The following is a 19,289-nucleotide window of genomic DNA, read 5'->3' as shown; positions in this document are numbered from 1 at the left end:
AAGAACCGTTTTAAAATAAAATATTTTCTTACAAATAATTTAAAGTTTAAAGTTGTCAAACGAAAAAAATTAAAGAGTTTATGACATTTAATACAACCAAACTGGAAGGCTGTTTCATTATTGAACCCAAAGTGATTCAGGATGAAAGAGGCTTCTTTATGGAAAGTTTCAATGCCAAAACGTTTCGAGACGGTGTGCAAAAGGAAGTTCATTTTGTGCAAGACAATCAATCGTTCTCAAGCAAAGGAGTACTGAGAGGATTGCATTACCAAACCGGTATTTACGCTCAAGCTAAATTGGTTCGTGTTTTGAGTGGTGAAGTACTTGATGTAGTAGTCGATTTGCGTCCAGAATCAGTAACTTACGGGGAGCACGTTTCGGTGGTACTTTCTGCCGAAAACCAAAGGCAGTTTTTTGTACCAAGAGGCTTTGCACATGGTTTTGTGGTACTTAGCGAAACAGCAACGTTTTTCTATAAATGTGACAATTTTTACAATAAAGAATCGGAGGGTGGATTAAAATATAATGATCCTGCTTTGCAAATTGATTGGAAATTTTCGGATGCGGATTTATTGATTTCTGATAAAGATCAAATTTTACCTAACTTAGATCAAGCCAAATGCGTTTGGTAGTGCTCGTTACTGGTGCCAGCGGTCAGTTAGGTCAAGCCTTACATCATATTGCAAAGGAATATGCTGAAATCGATTTTGTTTTTTGCAATTCAAAAACGCTAGATGTAACGGATAAAGCTGCCATTAAAAGTCAGTTTGAAAAACATCAGCCCAATTTTTGTATCAATGCAGATGCATATACTGCGGTTGATAAAGCAGAGCAAGAACCCGAAAAAGTAATTGCAATTAACACCACCGCTGCACAATATTTAGCCGAAGTGTGTGATGAATTTAATGTGCAGTTATTGCATGTATCAACTGATTTTGTGTTTGATGGACTTGCATTGGAGCCCTATCTAGAAACCGTTTCGCCTAATCAGCAAAGTGTGCATGGGCAAACAAAATTAGCTAGTGAAAAAGCAATTCAAGCGGTTTTTAGTGCTTATTTCATCGTTAGAACCTCATGGGTGTATTCGCAATTTGCAGGTAACTTTATGAAAACCATGTTGCATATAAGAGCTGAACGAGATTCCTTATCAGTTGTTTACGATCAAATTGGCACGCCAACACATGCAGTTGATTTAGCTCATGCATTAGTACAAATTATCCTTTTTGCATCAAACAATCCCAATCACCAAGCTCATGGATTGTATCATTATAGCAACGAAGGTTCCTGTAGTAGGTTTGAATATGCACAAAAATTTTTCGAAATAAACTCTATTTCTATCGCGCTACAACCTTATTTCAACAAGCAGTTATCCAACACCTGCAAAGCGTCCGAGGTACAGCGTTTTAAATAAAGAAAAAATTAAAACCGTTTTTGGCATCTCTATTAAATCTTGGGAGGATAGCTTAAAAAACAATAAGCAATAGCCACATGTTTCCGGATAGGCTTTTACAATAAACGAATGAAAAATGTTTTAAAAATCAAATGGACTAACGTAAAATGCCGGGAAATTGTTTTTCTTTTGGCGGTATTTTTATTGGTTGTTATCCCCAAAGGAGGTTTTAAAATAGCAGGTATCCCCATCACTTGGGGATATTTGTATTTGGGTTTTTTATTGGTTTTAAGTCTATTTATTATTGGGCTTAAAAGTCAGTTTAAAGTTCCGAATAAGGCTTTTATTGCTTACGTAGCTACTTTACCCTTCGTAGCTTATTTCACGCTTCATTTGCTTATAAATGGCTATCAAGGAAGTTTAGGGAACCTTATTTCGTTTTACGTAAGTTTTGTTTTTTTACCGTTACTATTTTATATCTTTTTAAGTTCGTTTATAAAAAAAATAAGTACAACTTACATTGCTAGTATTATTAGCCAAGCAGTTTTTATTGTGGCCGTGTACGGAATTTTCTTGTTTGTGTACAAGCAGGTTGTGGGGCATTTTTTAGAGATTCCTTATTTTACCGTTAATGCTGGTGATTTAGGGGAGTTAGATACTTCCAAATTCAATCAGCGTGGCTCCGTTAGTAAACTGATTTCAACGTATAATAACGGTAATATTTTTGGGGTTTGTACCCTTATGTTGTTCCCAGTTTTTTACCAAAACACCAAATCAAAAATAAAAATTATCACTGTGGTATTGGCGCTATTACTGACTTTATCGAGAACAGTGTGGATTGGTTTGATTTTTTATTTTCTGTTTTTGTATCGCAACCAAGTCCTGAAATTACTCAAAGTTTATTTGTTGGGCGGACTTTTGTTGCTGTTTTTGGGTTCAATTATTATGACGCGTTACTTTCAATACGGTTCGCTTGGAGGTTTTATTTTGGACTCGAATCTAGGGGGACGAATTCTGCAAATTAGAAAATCAAACGAAATCACCTTTTTTGGAAGCACGGTATATAATGCTATTGAAGAAATCGTGTATTTGTCTATTTTTAAACAATTTGGTTTGATAGGATTGGCTTTGTTTTGCATTTCTTTTTTCACACCCGTTTACCTTTTTTTAAAAACAAAAAACAACAACTTTATTTATTTCATGGGTGTGATCACTTACTTATTTGTGTGTTTAAGTGACGGCTGCATTTTATTAATTCCCACTTTAGCTTTTTTTTATTTTATTTGTGTTATGACTTTTATTAGGGACAATAGTTCCCAACAGCAGAATATCGCATAAAAAATAGCAGTAAATGCCGTATTGGCGAACCAAAATATTTTCAGTTAGAAAGGCAAAGCAAAACAATAAAGTGACTGAAAAATACAAGTAATTTTGTTTTTGATAGGCCAATCGCAATTTGGTAAACAAAAGCGTAACAAAAGCCACAAATAGCAATACACCGCCTTTTAAAAAGTAATCCAAATATTGATTGTGAGAGTTAATGTTCTTTTTTGATAATTCCGAAAAACCATACTGATCATAGCAAGCATTGAGTTTGCTTTGAAGCGTGTTTGGGTTTGTTCCTAGTAAAAAAGAATCGCTAATAGTTTGTAAACTGCAATAATTAATAGTGTACCTAGAGGAAGTGGCGAGCTTATTTTCGAACAAAAAAACAAGATCTTCCCAATACCTTTGAGAAAGCATAAGTATAGCACAAAACGCTATAAAAAGTATAAATACCAATTTTTTAGAAAATGCCAATTGATTGCTTTTAATAGCATAAAAATAGTACAATAAAACTCCCAAGAATAGCATCGCATATAGTATCATGCGCGAATTAACAATGAGTAAACCTGCTACAAATACCAAGCAAAAAAAACTATAAAATACGTTTTTGATGTTGGTTTTGGCGGTACTGCTTATCCAAATATTAGCGAGAATTAAAAGCGCAATACCCATCCATAAACTGAGATAAGTGGCGTGAATGTGGAGGTGATTTTCGATATTAAATCGGGCAAAATACCAATTAAAATTATGGTTCGGAATATCGATGAGGTAGAAAACAATTGTATAAAAACTGAGCAATCCTACGCTGCTGCAAAAGCTGAGCATTATGCGTTTTTTATGATTTAAGAAAGTTTGAGATTGGTATATAAAGCTACTGCACAAGGGAATTGCAAATAACAATAAAGTGTTGGCTAGCAAGCTGACGCTCTTGGAACTGAAATACCACAAACAAACTGCTGAAAATAGTACCGCTACAGCGATAAAAGGGATATTAAAAGTATTTATTTTGAGAGATTCTTTCTTTAACTTGGTTAATAAAAGAACGCTACACCCAATCATAGTAATAGATTGAAAGGCTTCCCAAAAATATAAAACTGGCGAAATAGCCAAGAGATAAAGTAGGAATACTAGTAAAAGATCATCTTTGAGCAGCGCTTTCATTTTACTATTTTTTTAAATGCATCTCGAATGCCATTTTGCATCCAGAGTGGTAAATATTCGCGGATAAATTGAATCAATTTTTTCTTCCATTTTAATCGAAACAAATCCCACGTACTGATGTTTAATTGCAGTGAATAAATTTCATCTTCTGCAATAAACCCCAATGAATTCCATTTGGTCGGATCGTTTTCATGTAAGTTAGTAAAAGTGGTGTAATTGCTATGATTAATTTTTTTCCAAAACTCAAAAAAAGCCAAGTTATCAGAGTCGTCGCGGTGGGACCAATTGGTTATTTTAGTATAAATTTCGTCTTCGTCTCGGGCCCAAGATTGGTGCAATAAAATGAATTTTGTAATTATTTTATTAGAGTGTCTTGTGGCACGCATGTATTTGTAATCGGGCCAATTGGTTGCTACTTCAATAGTATCGAGCGAATCTTTTACGTAGAGGAAACCGCCTTCTACTTTTTTGAAAAGCGTGATCCATTGTACCTGAATTTCAACGGGTTGTTGCTCAGGATTATTTAAATAGTGTTTGTTTTGTTTTAAAAAATCAGTAAAACCTTTAAACTCTTTAAAATATTCGTCACTATCAATTTGAATGTGCCAGCCGCCTTTTCCCATGGCTTGTGCCAATAAATTACGCTCTCTGGTATCGTTTTGAGCTGGCGTATTTTCAGGGATGTAAAAGGTATCTTCGTACAAAATAATTTTGTTCGAAACATCAAATTGGCGTACCCATTCAAAAAATTCTGGAGCAATGAATAGCGCATTGCCACTCCAAGTTTTGCGTTCTCTATCTATTGCAAGCACAATCAAATCAGCCTCTTTATAAACTAAAGGAATGGATTGGTACAAATACTTGAAATCATACGAAACTAAAAATCCAACCTTAATCATGTTTGAAAAAATTTAATGTGCTATTGGTCCAGGTTTTATAATTTAAGTACAAGCAAATAAAAAGCTCCGTCAAAAGTAAGGCTGCAATCATACCTTCAACATGAAAGTAATACGTAAGCCCAAACGACAAAATCAAATTAAGCAGTAAACCAAAGCCGTAACCGCTAAAGTAAATATTTTTTTGCTCATGCAACACTACCGACATGTAAGCCGATTGATTGAGTGCGGCAATAAGCGGTAGTGGAGACAGCAGCATTAAGTACCAACTGGATTCGGCTATATTTTGACTGCTCAAAAAAGGAACAATCCAATCGGCAAAAAACCAAATAATTACCATTCCTAAGCCATACAAAACCAAATACGATTTAAAAATATAACGCAAATAGCGATTCAATTGGTCTAAATTACGTGTCCCAATTTGTACAATTTTCGGGAAAACACCTTGAAATAAAACGCCAATGGTATGTTTGCAAAGCATAATTATTTTTTCGGCAACGCTATAAATACCAACAATTTTTGGCTCAAAGAACAATCCCAGAATAAGTGTCCCCGAGTTTAAGATGGAGCAAATACTCAAGTTGGTCAGAAACATTTTAAAACCGCTTTTTAGTTCCGCAGTAAGCATTGCAACAGAGGTACGCTGGTAGCTAAACTCACATTTAAAATACAAATACAGTAGCGCTGCAATAAACTGCAGACTATCAAACAGTGCGAGAACAAAAAACACGAAAGCAACGGTTTTAAATTTTGGCAAGAGCAGCATTAGTGTGACAATAGCACTTATTTTGAAAATAGTATTCAGGATAAAATACACATTAATTTTATTGAGGCCAATAAAAATCCAGTGGGTATTTTGCGATCTAGAAAACAACAATGCAAACAATGATAAGCACAAAATTAAATTGTTTTGAATGTCAGCGTACAATTGTACGCATACCAAAAGCAATAGCATTGACGGGATAAGCAATACTGTCTTGGTGTTAATTACAGATGAAATATAAGTATTTAAAGCTTGCCTGTCAGTACCTAATTGACCAATTTTCACAGGTCCTAAAATACTCCAAGAGTAATCGTTGATTACGGCAATATAGTTGATGAGCGAAATACAAATTGCAATTAATCCGTAGGTTGTTATTCCAAAAACATTGATGTAAAAAGGAATAAGCAATACCGGAAAAAGAAAGTTGATAAAGTTGATGCCAAAACTTAAAAAGACATTTTTAATCACAATTGTGTGTATATAAAATAGAGGTCTCGCAAAAACGAAAACCTCTATGTTTTATTTCAAAATAATTTTATTTGGTGTTACTATTGTGCATCATCAGCGCTCCCTTGTGAGGTCCACGCACCTGATTTGTCTCCTCGCATAGTGACTTCACCAGTTTCAGTATCCAAAATAAACAAACAAACTTCACCGCCATCAGTACGTTGAATTACTGACATTTGGTACCTGCCTTTTGCTTCCGTTTCTGTTTTCTCTTTGGATGGTTCTTGACAAGCAGCTAATAATGCAATTATGGCAATACTAAAAACTATTTTCTTCATTTTTTATCAAATTAAAAATCAATTCAAATGTAATTCTTTTAAAGCACACTACAAAATTTTTCGAGTTAGAGCCTCTTTCATAGTAGATTTTTAAATTGTAAAAAGCACCAATATACTTCCTAAACAGTGTAGATGTTTGTGTACTGATAATTATTATAAATCCATAAAAAAACTACCTTTGTGTGAATAGATTTTGATCCAATTAGAATACCGAAGGCCTATGAAAAAAATTGTTATGCGACTAGTAGATGCTCTAGCTTATGTTTGCAGTTTTTTGATTTCGTATTCGGTCCTTAGGTACAGCAAGTATTTTAAGAACAGAATCTATGCTTTCATGGTGAAAAGAAATTTTAAAAACTGCGGTTCGAATTTTTATCTAGAAGCACCCATTTACCTCCATAACGCACATAACATTACCATTGGTGACGATTTTTATTGTTTTGAACGCTTGCGACTAGAATGTTTCGAGCGCCATAATGGGCATTCTTTTCAACCCAAAATAACCATTGGAAATAATGTAAGCATCAACTACGATTGTCATATAGGTTGCATGAACTCGATAACAATTGGTAATAATGTACTATTGGCAAGTAGAGTATTTATTACAGATCATTTTCATGGTTCAGTTGATGCAATTTCGTTACAAACGCCACCAAACAAACGTTCTCTAGTTAGTAAAGGTCCTGTAGTTATTGAGGACAACGTGTGGATAGGCGAAGGCGTGAGCATTATGCCAAATGTTACTATTGGTAAAAACTCCATCGTGGGTGCCAATGCTGTTGTAACAAAGAGTTTTCCAGCAAATTCAGTACTAGCAGGTAATCCTGCGGTTTGTATAAAAAGCATTCCATAAATGGAAAATAGCACCTTAAAAAACGGTTACTGTATTGCTATTCCGGCCTACGGACGACCTATAGAGTACGAGGCACTTTTGCAATCTATTTTAGAAATGGATTTGCTGCCAAGTGAAGTAATTGTAGCCGAAGATTGCTCCAAAGAACGCAAAGAAATTAGGAAAATAAGTGAGCGTTTTCAAATTCTTTTGGGTGAAAAAAACGTGGTTTTACAGTATCATGAAAATGAACATAATTTAGGTTACGATGCCAATATTCGAAAATTGATTGATTTGTCTCAGTTTAAATGGGTTATTTTGATTGGTAATGACGATTTATTCTTGAAAGCGGGCTTAAGTTATATTGCCGACTTTTGCGAAAGGCATCCTGATATTGCTATGGTCTCGCGACCATTTGTTCGTTTTGAAACAAGTTTAAAGGAACCCATCGGAGTTTCGCGTATTTTACCAACAGAAAGTTGTATCAAAAAAGGAGACGATCCGAAGTTGATTTTTAGGTCTTGCGGTTTTGTTGGCGGACTCGTAATCAATACCGCTTGGGCAAAAGAAAAATCCACAACGCAGTACGACGGCACTTTATATTATCAAATTTATCTAGCGGCCCATGCCTATTGTACACAAGGAATTGGTTATTTGGCACAGCCTTCGGTTGGCGGTCGTACGGGCAATCCGCCATTGTTTGGAGAATCAGCCAAGGACGGAGCGCATCATATTGCCGGAGCTTATTCGGCGAAAGCTAGAGCCAAAATGTGGCGTGGCGTTTTACAAATTGCTAAAGATGTAGGTGCGCAATACAATTGCAATTTAGTAGATGCTTTGCGACAAGAATTGATGGTTCGACAAGCATTTCATATTTTCGAAATGAACGTGGGAGCAAGCAATGCTACTTTGAAAGAATTACGAGTAGAACTCACCAAATTGGATTTGTTTAGTCATTGGCTGCCCAAATCATTATTTTACCTTAATTTTATTTTTGGTAAATACGCCTATTATTTTTATTTCCTAATTCGAAAAGTAGCACAGTAAGCCGGAATGAAAAAAGCATTAATAAACGATTGGTATTATGTAAATGGAGGTGCTGAGAAAGTAATTCATTCACTCAACTCGATTTGGGATGATTTTGACCATTATGCCTTAATTGATTTTTTGAACCATTCTGATCGAGATTTTATTTTAAATGGCAAAAGTGCTGCTACTTCTTTCGTCCAAAAATTACCTTCTGCGAAGTCAAATCATCGGAAATTTTTGCAATTGTTTCCTAGCGCCATGTCACAATTTGATTTGAGTGCTTACGATTTGGTTTTTAGCTCTTCCTCGTCAATTGCCAAAGGAGTGCGAACCAAACCGGAGCAATTGCATATTTGTTACTGTCATTCGCCTATGCGTTATGCCTGGGATTTGCAAGCACAATACTTGCAAGATGCGGGCTTGAACAAAGGTTTAAAAGGAAAATATGCGCAATATGTGTTGCGTAAAATGAGAGAATGGGATTTAAAAAACAGCCCTCAGGTTTCGCATTTTATTGCTAATTCAAAATATGTTGCCCAACGCATTAAAAGTATTTACCAGCGAGAGGCAACGGTAATCTATCCGCCAGTGAACACCGCTTTTTTTACACTTCAAGAATCGAAAAAGGATTATTTTTTCTCGGCCTCCAGAATGGTTTCGTATAAAAAACTGCAACTTATTGTAGAGGCTTTTAACGCCATGCCTCATCATCAATTAATCGTGGCGGGAACGGGACCAGAGTTTGCAGCGATTCAAAAAATAGCCAAATCCAATATTCAACTTGTGGGTTTTGTAGATCAAGAGCAACTCAAACATTATTTACAAAATGCGAGAGCATTTGTTTTCGCTGCCGAAGAAGATTTTGGTATTGCTCCTGTCGAAGCTCAGGCTTGTGGAACACCTGTAATTGCTTTTGGAAAAGGGGGCGTTCTTGAAACCGTGGTTCCGGAGCAAACGGGTTTGTTTTTTCAGGAACAGACAACGGAATCCATACAAGCTGCGGTTGACCTATTTAAAACCAAAAAATTCGATGCCAAAACGATTCGGGAACACGCTAAAAAATTCTCAAAAGAACGTTTTGAAATGGAGATAAAAAACTTTGTAAACGATAAGTACGCTCTACATCAAAAGCAGTTTACAATTTAAAAAAACAAACCCAATAATTATAACTATTTTTGTTACCAGTAAACTACAAGTCCCCATATACTATGAAAAGAATTTTAATCACTGGAGCCGCAGGATTTTTAGGATCACATCTTTGCGACCGTTTTATCAAAGAAGGTTATTTTGTTATAGGAATGGACAATCTCATTACCGGAGATTTAAAAAATATTGAACATTTGTTTAAGCTGGAAAATTTTGAATTTTACCATCATGACATCACCAAGTTCGTTCATGTCCCGGGTAATTTAGACTATATTTTACACTTTGCATCGCCAGCAAGTCCTATTGATTATTTAAAAATCCCCATTCAAACCTTAAAAGTAGGTTCGTTAGGAACGCATAATTTATTGGGTTTGGCACGAGTTAAAAAGGCTAGAATCCTTATTGCATCGACTTCTGAAGTGTACGGAGATCCATTGGTTCACCCACAAACTGAGGAATATTATGGCAACGTAAATACCATAGGACCAAGAGGAGTGTATGACGAAGCAAAACGTTTTCAAGAATCTATAACTATGGCGTATCATACCTTTCATGGCGTAGAAACCAGAATTGTTAGAATTTTTAATACGTACGGACCTAGAATGCGTCTCAATGACGGTCGTGTTATTCCAGCTTTTATAGGCCAAGCCATTCGTGGTGAAGATTTAACTATTTTTGGTGATGGTATGCAAACCCGTTCTTTTTGTTATGTGGATGATCAGGTCGAAGGTATTTTTAGGTTATTACATTCTGATTATGTATTTCCAGTAAACATTGGCAATCCAGACGAGATAACCATCAAAGATTTTGCCGAGGAAATCATAAAACTTACAGGAACTAGTCAAAAAGTAGTATATCATCCGTTGCCTGTAAACGATCCTTTGCAACGCCAGCCAGATATTACAAAAGCTAGAGAATTACTAGGTTGGGAAGCCAAAGTAGACCGTGCCGAAGGAATGAAAATCACCTATGACTATTTTAAATCTTTATCTAAAGAAGAATTATCAAAAGAAGAGCACAAGGATTTTTCAAAGTATATTTTTTAGTTTACTCTCCTCTTTTATTTGTTACCAAATGAAAGAAGTGCTCTTAAACAATTTTTTTTAAAATTCGAAACAGTTTTAGGTTCTTACATGCTATTTTAATTTGTATCCTATTGAAAACAAAAACAGGAAGATATTCTGGTTACATTCGTCCATTTTCATTTGCTATTGATTTGTTCATAATCAATGTCTTGTTGTGGTACATGACTGACTTTCCTGTAAAAACACCTTTTTATCCTGTAATAATAAGTTTATGCTGGTTTATAATTGCAGCAAACTTGGGTTTTTATGAAGTCTACAGGTATACTAAAGTTATTTCTATACTAAACTGCGCCTTAAAACAATGGATATTATTTACTCTTTTTTGTCTTGCCTTAGCTTTTTACAAATCAGATAATTCAAGTTTTCAAAGTATTGGTTTTTATACATTTGTAGCACTATTCTTAATTTTAATCGTTAAGCTGTCTATTTATTATTTTCTAAGAAAATACAGGTTATTATATGGTGGGAACTTTAGAAAAGTAATTCTGATAGGCACTGTAAAAAGTACTGATCCTTTACAACATTTTTTTACAGAGAATCCAGATTATGGGTACAAACTTGAGCGTGTTTTTGAACTAGAAAAAAATAAGTCTAAAACTTTAAAGGAAAGTTTTGACTATGTACTAGAGCATCAAATAGATGAATTGTATTGCTCTATGAGTGACTTAAATCAAAACCAAATTAATGAGATTGTTTTTTTTGCAGATAATAATTTAAAAACACTGAAGTTTATTCCCAGCGAAAAACAAATTATTTCTCGCAATTTTTCATTTGAATACTACAATTACATACCTGTAATCTCACTGCGAAATATTCTTCTTGATGATACCTTAAACAAGGTTATTAAGCGTGTTTTTGATATCGTTTTTTCATTAATTATCATTTTAGGAGTGCTATCGTGGTTGACACCCATTCTGGTCGTATTTATTAAATTGGAGTCAAAAGGACCGCTGTTTTTTATCCAAAAAAGAAATGGATTAAATTACAAAGAATTTATTTGTTACAAGTTCAGATCTATGGAACTTAATGCGGAAGCTCACTTGAATCAGGTTTCTAAAAATGACAGTAGAATAACTAGGGTAGGTCGGTTTATAAGAAAAACAAGTATTGATGAGTTGCCGCAGTTTTTTAATGTTTTACTAGGCGAAATGTCAGTTGTAGGGCCTAGACCGCACATGGTGAGTCACACCCATAAATATGCGCTTACTGTAGATAAATTTATGGTGCGTCATTTTATAAAACCAGGCATAACAGGACTTGCTCAAACAAAAGGTTTTAGAGGTGAAGTTGAGACCGATAAGGACATTATCAACAGAGTAAAATATGATATCTTTTACATGGAAAATTGGTCGATTTTATTAGATATTAAAATCATTTTTTTGACAATTTACAACACTATTCGGGGCGATAAAAAAGCATATTGATATGAAAAACAGTCTGGTATCAATACTAATGCCTTGTTATAATGCTGAGAACTATATTCTTGAGGCTATTGCATCAGTTCAGCAACAAACGCACAGCCACTGGGAATTGATTCTAGTTGATGATTGTTCAACTGATAATACCGTATATATTGCTACATCAATTGCAATTCAAGACAACCGAATACGTATTTTTAAACTCCCAGTAAACTCAGGAACAGGAATTGCTAGAAATACAGCTTTAACACAAGCTGCAGGCAATTACATTGCTTTCCTGGATGCAGATGACGTATGGAAACCTCATAAATTGCAAGTTCAATTACAGTTCCTACAAGAGCATCAATTGCCGTGTACTTTTTCGTTTTACGAATGTATAAATGCAGGAGGAAAGCCGCTCAATAAACGTGTGGAGGCACCACTGCAGCTTACGTATAGGCAACTATTTTTTTGTAATTACATAGGCAATCTCACCGGGATTTATGATGTTTCTTTCTACGGAAAAATTCCTATTTCTCATTCTAGGAAACGCCAAGATTGGATGCTTTGGCTTACGATTCTAAAAAAAATAAAAATAATACGTCCCGTACCAGAAAGTTTGGCGTTTTATAGAGTAAGGAACAACTCTATTTCGGCTGGTAAAATGGGTTTATTACAACATAATTTTGCCGTTTACAGAACGTTTCATGGTCACAATTGGATTCTATCATTATTCTGCATGGCTGTTTTTTTATTCACGCAAATACTGATAAAGCCGTGGTACATCAAAAAATCAAATTAAAGATGTAAACTGTTTTAATTTCCCGCGATTGCTGCGTTCCAATGTTTTTTTTCTAATGAAATTAAACAGTAAATTAGGTTCCAAATACAATTCAATCGCCGCTTCAATTTTTTTAATTTGTGCCAAATTTAATTCGGTTTCGCTCACATATTCAATTTCAAAAGTATCAATTTTTGTTTGTTTTATAGTGAACTCTTTTACGTTTCCATCATCTTCGATGATGCTTTTTGTCACATAATAAAAGGTCAATCCAGGTGCAGTTTTTCCGCTGGGTAAAATGGCAATATCATTGGTTCGTCCTATTAATTTTTTTAGAATCGGTTTTTGTAGTGTGCTTTTTTCATCTAGAATCCCAGTATCGCCAATGTCGTATCGTATAAATGGATGTGCTTTGTTGTATAAGGAAGTAATGACGATGCGACCCGAAGAGCCATTTGGAACCGCTTTATTATTCTCATCCAAAATTTCTACAAACAAGGTTTCAGAGTTTACTTGCCATTCTCCTTCCTTATTCTGAAATGCAATTAAGTCTAGTTCCGAAGCTCCGTATTCATTTACAACAGGAACGCCAAACTGTTTTTCTAAAAGTATTTTATCGTCTTCAAAAAGCATTTCAGATGTCACCATACAAACTTTTAACGTAGGGCAAATAGTTGTTAGAACAATATTTCTCTTTTGTAAAAATTTAGCAAATAAAACAATAGAACTGGTATAACCATTAATGTAATCAAACTTTTTATACTGAAATTTTTTCAGCATCTTTTCTAAAATAGCATCTGATAAATCGAAAATCGGAAATCGATACCGATGGCTCAAAAAATCCTTGAAGCGTTCTTTTTTGTTTCCGATAAAATCCATCGGAATACCATAAAAACGCGCTTGATAAGAGGAGTTAAAATCAATTCCATACCAACCAAATCGATATTTATTGGACGCCCAGGTTAGCGCATGACAGTATTTGTCTTTGGCAAAAATGAAAGGAGTACCACTTGAACCAGATGTTTTATTGACATAAGAATTTGATGCTTTATAGCCTTTAGATAATCGTTCTAACAATGGTTTTTGCAAATTACTTTTTGTCAAAACGGGTAAATCCTCCCAATTTAAGTTTATGGTTGTACCAACTAATTCTTTGTAAAAAGGATTATTTTGCAAATGAAAATCAACAATTTCTTTTTTTTTATGATTTATAAACGCAGTGTGCTCACTTTCGTTAAAGGTTACTATTTTCCGCAATTCAGCTTTAGCTTCCTGAATTGGGAATCCGTTTAGATGAAGCGATACGTCAAAAAGTAGAAACATTGTGAAAGCATATTTTACCAAAAATAATATTTACTCCCCACTAATAATGGTGAACTGGCAATTTTTTGACATTTAATTATTTTATGAGTCCAAAAGCAATTATTTTTGCACCATCCTCCATTAGGCGGCTACACAACTAAACACAACTACACATGACTATTTTACTATTGGGTTCTGGAGGAAGAGAACACGCTTTTGCTTGGAAAATGATTCAGAGTCCACTTTGTGATACTCTTTTTGTAGCACCAGGAAATGCTGGTACCGCTGCCATAGCGACTAATGTTCCTATGAGCGTAACCGATTTTGAAGCTATAAAAGCATTTGTTATTCAGGAAAAAGTAACCATGGTGGTTGTAGGTCCAGAAGACCCTTTGGTAAAGGGGATTTATGACTTCTTTTTAAACGATGTCGCATTATCTGATATTCCAGTTATTGGTCCGTCAAAAATGGGTGCGCAACTAGAAGGGAGTAAAGAATTTGCAAAGGAATTTCTAATCAAACACAACATCCCTACTGCTGCCTACGATAGTTTTACAGCAGAAACCGTAGAAAACGGATGTAAATTCTTGGAAACACTGCAGCCACCTTATGTATTGAAAGCAGACGGGTTAGCCGCTGGAAAAGGCGTATTGATTATTCAAGATTTGGCAGAAGCCAAAGAAGAATTGAGAAACATGCTCGTACATCAAAAATTTGGAGAAGCCAGTTCAAAAGTGGTTATTGAGGAATTTCTAGACGGAATTGAATTAAGTTGTTTTGTCCTTACCGATGGTAAAAACTACAAAATATTACCAACTGCTAAAGATTACAAACGCATTGGCGATGGAGACACAGGATTAAATACAGGCGGAATGGGTGCGGTTTCACCAGTTCCTTATGTAGATGCGGTTTTGATGGAAAAAATAGAGACTCGTATTGTAAAACCTACTATTGATGGTTTCCAGAAAGACGGAATTCCATACAAAGGGTTTGTTTTTATAGGATTGATCAATGTCAATAACGAACCAATTGTAATTGAATACAATGTGAGAATGGGCGATCCAGAGACCGAAGTCGTGATTCCAAGATTGAAAACGGATTTAGTCGAATTGTTTTTGGCTGTGGCCAATGAAAAACTCGACGAAATTAATTTGGAAATTGATGAAAGAAGTGCTACTACAGTTATGGTTGTATCAGGAGGATATCCAGAGGATTTTGAAAAAGAGAAGGTAATTTCAGGATTAGAAACCGTTAAAGATTCGATTGTTTTTCACGCCGGAACTAAATTAGATAACGGAAATGTAGTCTCAAATGGCGGACGAGTTTTAGCAGTAACTTCTTATGGGAATGATTTTGAAGAAGCCATAAAAAAATCTTACCAAAACATAGACAAGCTACATTTTGATAAGATGTATTTTAGAAAAGACATAGGAAACGATCTTAAATAAAGCAATCAATTCCCACAGGTTTTAGCAGATCTTATTTAAAAAAAGAGTGAGCGGTAGTATCTTGTTTTTCAGTCCCAGCATCTTCAAAAATTTTCAATTGCTTGATCCAATATACCATTGCCGAAGCACAAATAATCATGAAAATCCAATTGATAGTATTGGCAGCAAACCAAGATGACAACTCTAATGAACGTAAAAAGTCTAATGGAGCGAATAAAATATTTACAAATAAGTATTGAATTCCTTCGAAAAATGCTTTCATAATGTATAAAATTAATTTAATTAATCGTTTTTTGAGAAAAATGAAGTTGTAAAAAAGTTTTAAAAGAAAGTTTTACAACTTGCAAGGTTTCCTTTTTAAACAAGTATTATATTTACGATCACAAAAGTATAAAATATCCGTATGATAACAAGTGTTTTTAGAAAATCTACACCATTAAATTTTTCATTGGTCGTAATTTTAATACTGGTTTTCTTTTCTATATACCATTTTCAAGATTTATCTTGGCTGAATTCCTTTTTACAACTGTCGAAAAAGGGTGTTTTGTTTTGCGTAATAATAGCTTCCGTTTTTATCACAAATTTTATTGTCAAGAAAAACGGATTAAGTAAAGACAGCAGTTACACTATTTTATTTTACTTGTTGTTCCTGTTATTTTTTCCTTCGGTGTTAGATAATTTAAACCTGTTGTTGTCTAATTTCTTTGTTTTATTAGCGCTCCGCAGACTAATTTCTTTGCAATCTTTGAAAGCCTCTAAAGAAAAAATATTTGATGCTTCATTGTGGATTTTTCTAGCTACTTTGTTTCATTTTTGGAGTATTATTTTTATCTTTTTAGTTTTTATATCTATAATTTTCCATGTTTCAAGAGATTATAGAAATTGGATTCTACCGTTTATTGCTTTTTTCGTTGCGGTAATTCTCTTTATGTTGTTTGCAACCGTTTTTAAACTTGATTTTGTCGATTACATTGTAAATAGCGTACAAATCAATTTGAATATCGATTATTTTACGAATAATTATCAAAACGGAGCTTTGTCCATTTACGCAACAATCGCCTTGTTTTTTTTAGTGTCTATGTTTGCAACATTGTCGAATAGACCGCAAATACTTCATACTTCATTCAAAAAAATCATTGCTTTTTTCTTTATTGGGGCAGCAGTTTTTGTAATTTCGGCCAATAAAAGCAATGACTTGTTGCTTTTTACTGTTGCGCCTTTAGCAATGATGGCTACAAGTCATATAGAAATCCCTCAAGAAAAATTAAAACAGGAGATGGTACTTTTTGTGCTTATTGCCTGTAGTCTTTTTGCTTTTTTCTCTCAATTATAATTTTTGGCCGTAGGCTAAATCGCCTGCATCGCCTAAGCCAGGTACAATATAGCTGTGTTCATTTAGTTTATCATCTAGGGAAGCTACCCAAAGATGGCAGTGTTCTGGTAAGTGCTGTTTGAGATAAGCAATACCCTCTGGAGCAGCAATTACAACCGCAATATGAATTTCTTTTGGCATCCCTCTCTCCATCAATTTATTGTATACTGCCACAATAGATTGTCCCGTGGCAAGCATGGGATCTACTATTAATAAATTTTTCCCATTTAAATCTGCAATAGCTTGGTATTGAACTAAAATATCAAAGTAATCATCATTATTAGGATGGTGTCTGTACGCAGAAACAAAACCATTTTCAGCATTGTCAAAATAATTTAAAAAGCCCATGTGCAATGGTAAGCCGGCACGTAAAATAGAACACAAAAGCAATTGATCTTGTATTTCAGTTGTTTTTTTTATTCCTAATGGTGTTTGTATTTCTATATTTTTGTAGTGTAACTTTTTACTCAATTCATACGCCATTATTTCACCGATACGTTCAATATTTCTTCGGAAACGCATGCTGTCAGTGTGAACATCAACATTTCTTATTTGTCCTAAAAAATGATTTAAGACGCTGTTCTCCTCTGATAAATAATGAATGTGCATGGTTTTATTTTTGTAATTAAACTTCTGAGTATTTTTTTATGGTATAAAAGTATAAAAAGTATCTTTGTCTTTTAATATATAAAGATATGTTTTCAAAATTAGCCTACTCTGTATTTGAGCAAAGCATCAAAGATTATCATCAGTTTGATAACGTAGATCAGCCCATAAATAATCCTTTCCCAAAGGATAAATTCGAACATTTGTTATACCACAAAAACTGGATTGACACTGTTCAATGGCATTTTGAGGACATTATTCGGGATCCAAATATTGACCCTGTTGCGGCCTTAACCTTGAAAAGAAGAATAGATGCTTCTAACCAAGAACGTACGGATATGGTAGAGTATACCGATAGTTATTTTTTACAAAAATACAGCCATGTAGTAGTAAAAGACAACGCAAAAATTAATTCAGAAAGTCCGGCTTGGGCTTTTGACCGATTGTCAATTCTAGCTTTGAAAATTTATCACATGCAAGAAGAAGCTAATCGTGATGAGGCCTCACAAGAGCACAGAGATAAATGCCAAGTAAAGTTGAATATTTTATTAGAGCAAAGAACTGACCTGTCTACAGCTATTGACGATTTGCTTACAGACATTGCAAACGGAGATAAATTCATGAAAGTGTACAAACAAATGAAAATGTACAACGATGATGAATTAAATCCTGTTTTGTATCAGAACAAGAAGTAAATAAGATATTTTGAACCATTAAGGTGTTAAGAAAATTAAGAAAAACTTAATGAATCTTAATACCTTAATGGTTTTAAACAAAAATTAATTGTCAACTACTATCAAACATATAGCCGTCATGAGACTTTCTGCAATGGGAGATGTCGCTATGACGGTTCCTGTTTTACGCGCTTTTGTAAAGCAGCATCCTCAAGTGAAAATCACGGTCGTATCCAGACCTTTTTTCAAACCATTTTTTGACGTAATTCCCAATCTTACTTTTTTTGCTTTCGATGAAAAAGAACGGCACAAAGGTTTTCTTGGATTGTTGCGTTTGTTTCAGGATTTGAAAGAATTAGAAATTGATGCTTTCGCCGATTTACACAATGTGTTGCGTTCTAAGGTTGTTCGAACGCTTTTTGCCCTGAGCGGAAAAAAAAATGCCACAGTGGATAAAGGAAGAGCAGCAAAAAAAGCATTGACCCAACCCAAAAATAAAGTGTTCAAGCAACTTCCCACCATGTTTGAACGGCATATCAAAGTGTTTAAAGAGCTGGGTTTTACAGTTGATTTGTCTCAGCCAGATTTCCCTGAAAAAGCAATTTTGAACCCAGAAATTCTAGCGATAATTGGAGAAAAAAATCAGAAATTAATAGGAATCGCACCTTTTGCACAATATGATTCTAAAGTGTATCCTTTAGATCTAATGCAGGAAGTGATCGATCAATTGGCTTTAGATACAACCAATACCATTCTGCTTTTTGGCGGTGGAACAAAAGAAATTGAAATTCTGGATTCGCTTGCTGCTAATAAAAAAAACGTCATCAATATGGCGGGAAAACTCAAACTGCAACAAGAATTACAGCTCATCAGTAATCTAGATGTGATGCTTTCGATGGATTCTGGGAATGCACATATTGCGGCCATGCTAGGTGTAAAAGTCATCACGCTTTGGGGAGCCACACATCCGTATGCTGGGTTTTCACCCTTTAATCAACCAATGGAAAATGCGTTGGTTTCTGATAGAAATCAATTTCCAAAAATACCCACTTCGGTATATGGGAATAAAAAAGTTGCAGGTTATCAAGAGGCTATGCGAACGATTGCTGTGAAAGATATAGTCCGTCGTATTTTGTAATCTTTGCGAGGAAAGAATCAATCCTGTTTGTTACTTTCGATTTAAATTTAAGGCTTTAATTTCAAACCCATTTTTCCGAAATGTATTCTTATTAGTTCTATTTGTCTGACCGAAATAATTCTAAAAAAAATCTGACGATTGTTTTTATATCCCAAAAG

21 protein-coding genes are annotated in these 19,289 nt (G+C 34.6%); 14 read left to right on the top strand and 7 right to left on the bottom strand.

Annotated elements, in window-relative coordinates; genetic code table 11:
• The first annotated feature begins 80 nt into the window (after positions 1-80).
• Genes rfbC through AC061C_RS03110 form a run of 4 tightly spaced genes read left to right on the top strand, consistent with a single transcriptional unit; the run spans position 81 to position 2,728 of the window.
• Positions 81-632 (top strand): dTDP-4-dehydrorhamnose 3,5-epimerase, encoded by a 552-nt coding sequence (gene rfbC, locus AC061C_RS03125; RefSeq protein ID WP_478289993.1) that lies wholly within the window; start codon positions 81-83, stop codon positions 630-632.
• On the top strand, positions 620-1,411 hold the full coding sequence (rfbD, locus tag AC061C_RS03120) for a dTDP-4-dehydrorhamnose reductase (RefSeq protein WP_478289992.1): 792 nt from the start codon (positions 620-622) through the stop codon (positions 1,409-1,411). Before rfbC ends, rfbD begins: the two co-directional genes overlap by 13 nt.
• Positions 1,353-1,484, top strand: a complete 132-nt coding sequence (locus AC061C_RS03115) for a sugar nucleotide-binding protein (RefSeq protein ID WP_478290035.1) — start codon at positions 1,353-1,355, stop codon at positions 1,482-1,484. Before rfbD ends, AC061C_RS03115 begins: the two co-directional genes overlap by 59 nt.
• Positions 1,485-1,519: 35 nt before the next feature.
• Positions 1,520-2,728, top strand: a complete 1,209-nt coding sequence (locus AC061C_RS03110) for a hypothetical protein (RefSeq protein ID WP_478289991.1) — start codon at positions 1,520-1,522, stop codon at positions 2,726-2,728.
• Here AC061C_RS03110 and AC061C_RS03105 read toward each other — a convergent pair.
• The 4 genes from AC061C_RS03105 to AC061C_RS03090 all read right to left on the bottom strand — a co-directional run bounded on the left by AC061C_RS03105 (position 2,654) and on the right by AC061C_RS03090 (position 6,321).
• Positions 2,654-3,877 (bottom strand): O-antigen ligase family protein, encoded by a 1,224-nt coding sequence (locus AC061C_RS03105; protein ID WP_478289990.1) that lies wholly within the window; start codon positions 3,875-3,877, stop codon positions 2,654-2,656. The two genes, AC061C_RS03110 and AC061C_RS03105, sit on opposite strands and share 75 nt — an antisense overlap.
• Positions 3,874-4,776, bottom strand: coding sequence for a hypothetical protein (locus AC061C_RS03100; RefSeq protein WP_478289989.1), 903 nt, complete (start codon positions 4,774-4,776; stop codon positions 3,874-3,876). Before AC061C_RS03100 ends, AC061C_RS03105 begins: the two co-directional genes overlap by 4 nt.
• Complete coding sequence (locus tag AC061C_RS03095) at positions 4,769-6,004, bottom strand: oligosaccharide flippase family protein (protein WP_478289988.1); 1,236 nt, start codon at positions 6,002-6,004, stop codon at positions 4,769-4,771. Before AC061C_RS03095 ends, AC061C_RS03100 begins: the two co-directional genes overlap by 8 nt.
• 80 nt (positions 6,005-6,084) lie before the next feature.
• Positions 6,085-6,321 carry a lipoprotein gene (locus AC061C_RS03090; protein ID WP_478289987.1) on the bottom strand — a complete coding sequence of 79 codons (237 nt, stop codon included), beginning with the start codon at positions 6,319-6,321 and terminating at the stop codon, positions 6,085-6,087.
• 220 nt (positions 6,322-6,541) lie between these two features.
• Between AC061C_RS03090 and AC061C_RS03085 the strand changes: the two genes are divergently transcribed.
• From AC061C_RS03085 to AC061C_RS03060, 6 genes are all read left to right on the top strand, one after another.
• Positions 6,542-7,174 (top strand): acyltransferase, encoded by a 633-nt coding sequence (locus AC061C_RS03085; protein ID WP_478289986.1) that lies wholly within the window; start codon positions 6,542-6,544, stop codon positions 7,172-7,174.
• Entirely contained in the window at positions 7,175-8,200 is a 1,026-nt protein-coding gene (locus AC061C_RS03080; protein ID WP_478289985.1) for a glycosyltransferase family 2 protein, read from the top strand.
• Positions 8,201-8,206: 6 nt separating this feature from the next.
• Positions 8,207-9,328 (top strand): glycosyltransferase, encoded by a 1,122-nt coding sequence (locus tag AC061C_RS03075; RefSeq protein ID WP_478289984.1) that lies wholly within the window; start codon positions 8,207-8,209, stop codon positions 9,326-9,328.
• A gap of 62 nt (positions 9,329-9,390) precedes the next feature.
• Positions 9,391-10,374 (top strand): UDP-glucuronic acid decarboxylase family protein, encoded by a 984-nt coding sequence (locus AC061C_RS03070; RefSeq protein WP_478289983.1) that lies wholly within the window; start codon positions 9,391-9,393, stop codon positions 10,372-10,374.
• A gap of 110 nt (positions 10,375-10,484) precedes the next feature.
• Positions 10,485-11,837 carry an exopolysaccharide biosynthesis polyprenyl glycosylphosphotransferase gene (locus AC061C_RS03065; protein ID WP_478289982.1) on the top strand — a complete coding sequence of 451 codons (1,353 nt, stop codon included), beginning with the start codon at positions 10,485-10,487 and terminating at the stop codon, positions 11,835-11,837.
• A 1-nt stretch (position 11,838) separates the two neighbouring features.
• Positions 11,839-12,612 carry a glycosyltransferase family 2 protein gene (locus AC061C_RS03060; RefSeq protein ID WP_478289981.1) on the top strand — a complete coding sequence of 258 codons (774 nt, stop codon included), beginning with the start codon at positions 11,839-11,841 and terminating at the stop codon, positions 12,610-12,612.
• Here the strand turns inward: AC061C_RS03060 and AC061C_RS03055 are convergent.
• A complete protein-coding gene (locus AC061C_RS03055) occupies positions 12,604-13,914 on the bottom strand; it encodes a phenylacetate--CoA ligase family protein (RefSeq protein WP_478289980.1) in 1,311 nt (436 codons plus the stop codon). The two genes, AC061C_RS03060 and AC061C_RS03055, sit on opposite strands and share 9 nt — an antisense overlap.
• Positions 13,915-14,066: 152 nt before the next feature.
• On the opposite strand from AC061C_RS03055, the gene purD reads away from it, so the two are divergent.
• Positions 14,067-15,341: a phosphoribosylamine--glycine ligase gene (purD, locus tag AC061C_RS03050; RefSeq protein WP_478289979.1), complete on the top strand. Its 1,275-nt coding sequence runs from the start codon at positions 14,067-14,069 to the stop codon at positions 15,339-15,341.
• A 31-nt stretch (positions 15,342-15,372) separates the two neighbouring features.
• Here purD and AC061C_RS03045 read toward each other — a convergent pair whose 3' ends face one another.
• Positions 15,373-15,603 carry a DUF6341 family protein gene (locus AC061C_RS03045; RefSeq protein WP_309758189.1) on the bottom strand — a complete coding sequence of 77 codons (231 nt, stop codon included), beginning with the start codon at positions 15,601-15,603 and terminating at the stop codon, positions 15,373-15,375.
• A 141-nt stretch (positions 15,604-15,744) separates the two neighbouring features.
• On the opposite strand from AC061C_RS03045, the gene AC061C_RS03040 reads away from it, so the two are divergent.
• Entirely contained in the window at positions 15,745-16,674 is a 930-nt protein-coding gene (locus tag AC061C_RS03040; RefSeq protein ID WP_478289978.1) for a DUF6427 family protein, read from the top strand.
• On the opposite strand, the gene upp is transcribed toward AC061C_RS03040, so the two are convergent.
• A complete protein-coding gene (gene upp / locus AC061C_RS03035; RefSeq protein ID WP_478289977.1) occupies positions 16,669-17,322 on the bottom strand; it encodes a uracil phosphoribosyltransferase in 654 nt (217 codons plus the stop codon). The two genes, AC061C_RS03040 and upp, sit on opposite strands and share 6 nt — an antisense overlap.
• An 86-nt stretch (positions 17,323-17,408) precedes the next feature.
• Here upp and AC061C_RS03030 point away from each other — a divergent pair, with 86 nt between their 5' ends.
• Both AC061C_RS03030 and AC061C_RS03025 read left to right on the top strand, forming a co-directional pair.
• Positions 17,409-18,014: a DUF4254 domain-containing protein gene (locus AC061C_RS03030; RefSeq protein WP_478289976.1), complete on the top strand. Its 606-nt coding sequence runs from the start codon at positions 17,409-17,411 to the stop codon at positions 18,012-18,014.
• A gap of 118 nt (positions 18,015-18,132) precedes the next feature.
• Positions 18,133-19,131, top strand: coding sequence for a glycosyltransferase family 9 protein (locus AC061C_RS03025; RefSeq protein WP_478290034.1), 999 nt, complete (start codon positions 18,133-18,135; stop codon positions 19,129-19,131).
• The last annotated feature ends 158 nt before the right edge of the window (positions 19,132-19,289 follow it).

The organism is Flavobacterium sp. GNP010 (assembly GCF_056428945.1).
Note: the sequence above shows the minus strand (reverse complement) of the source record. Positions and strands in the feature narration are given on the sequence as shown.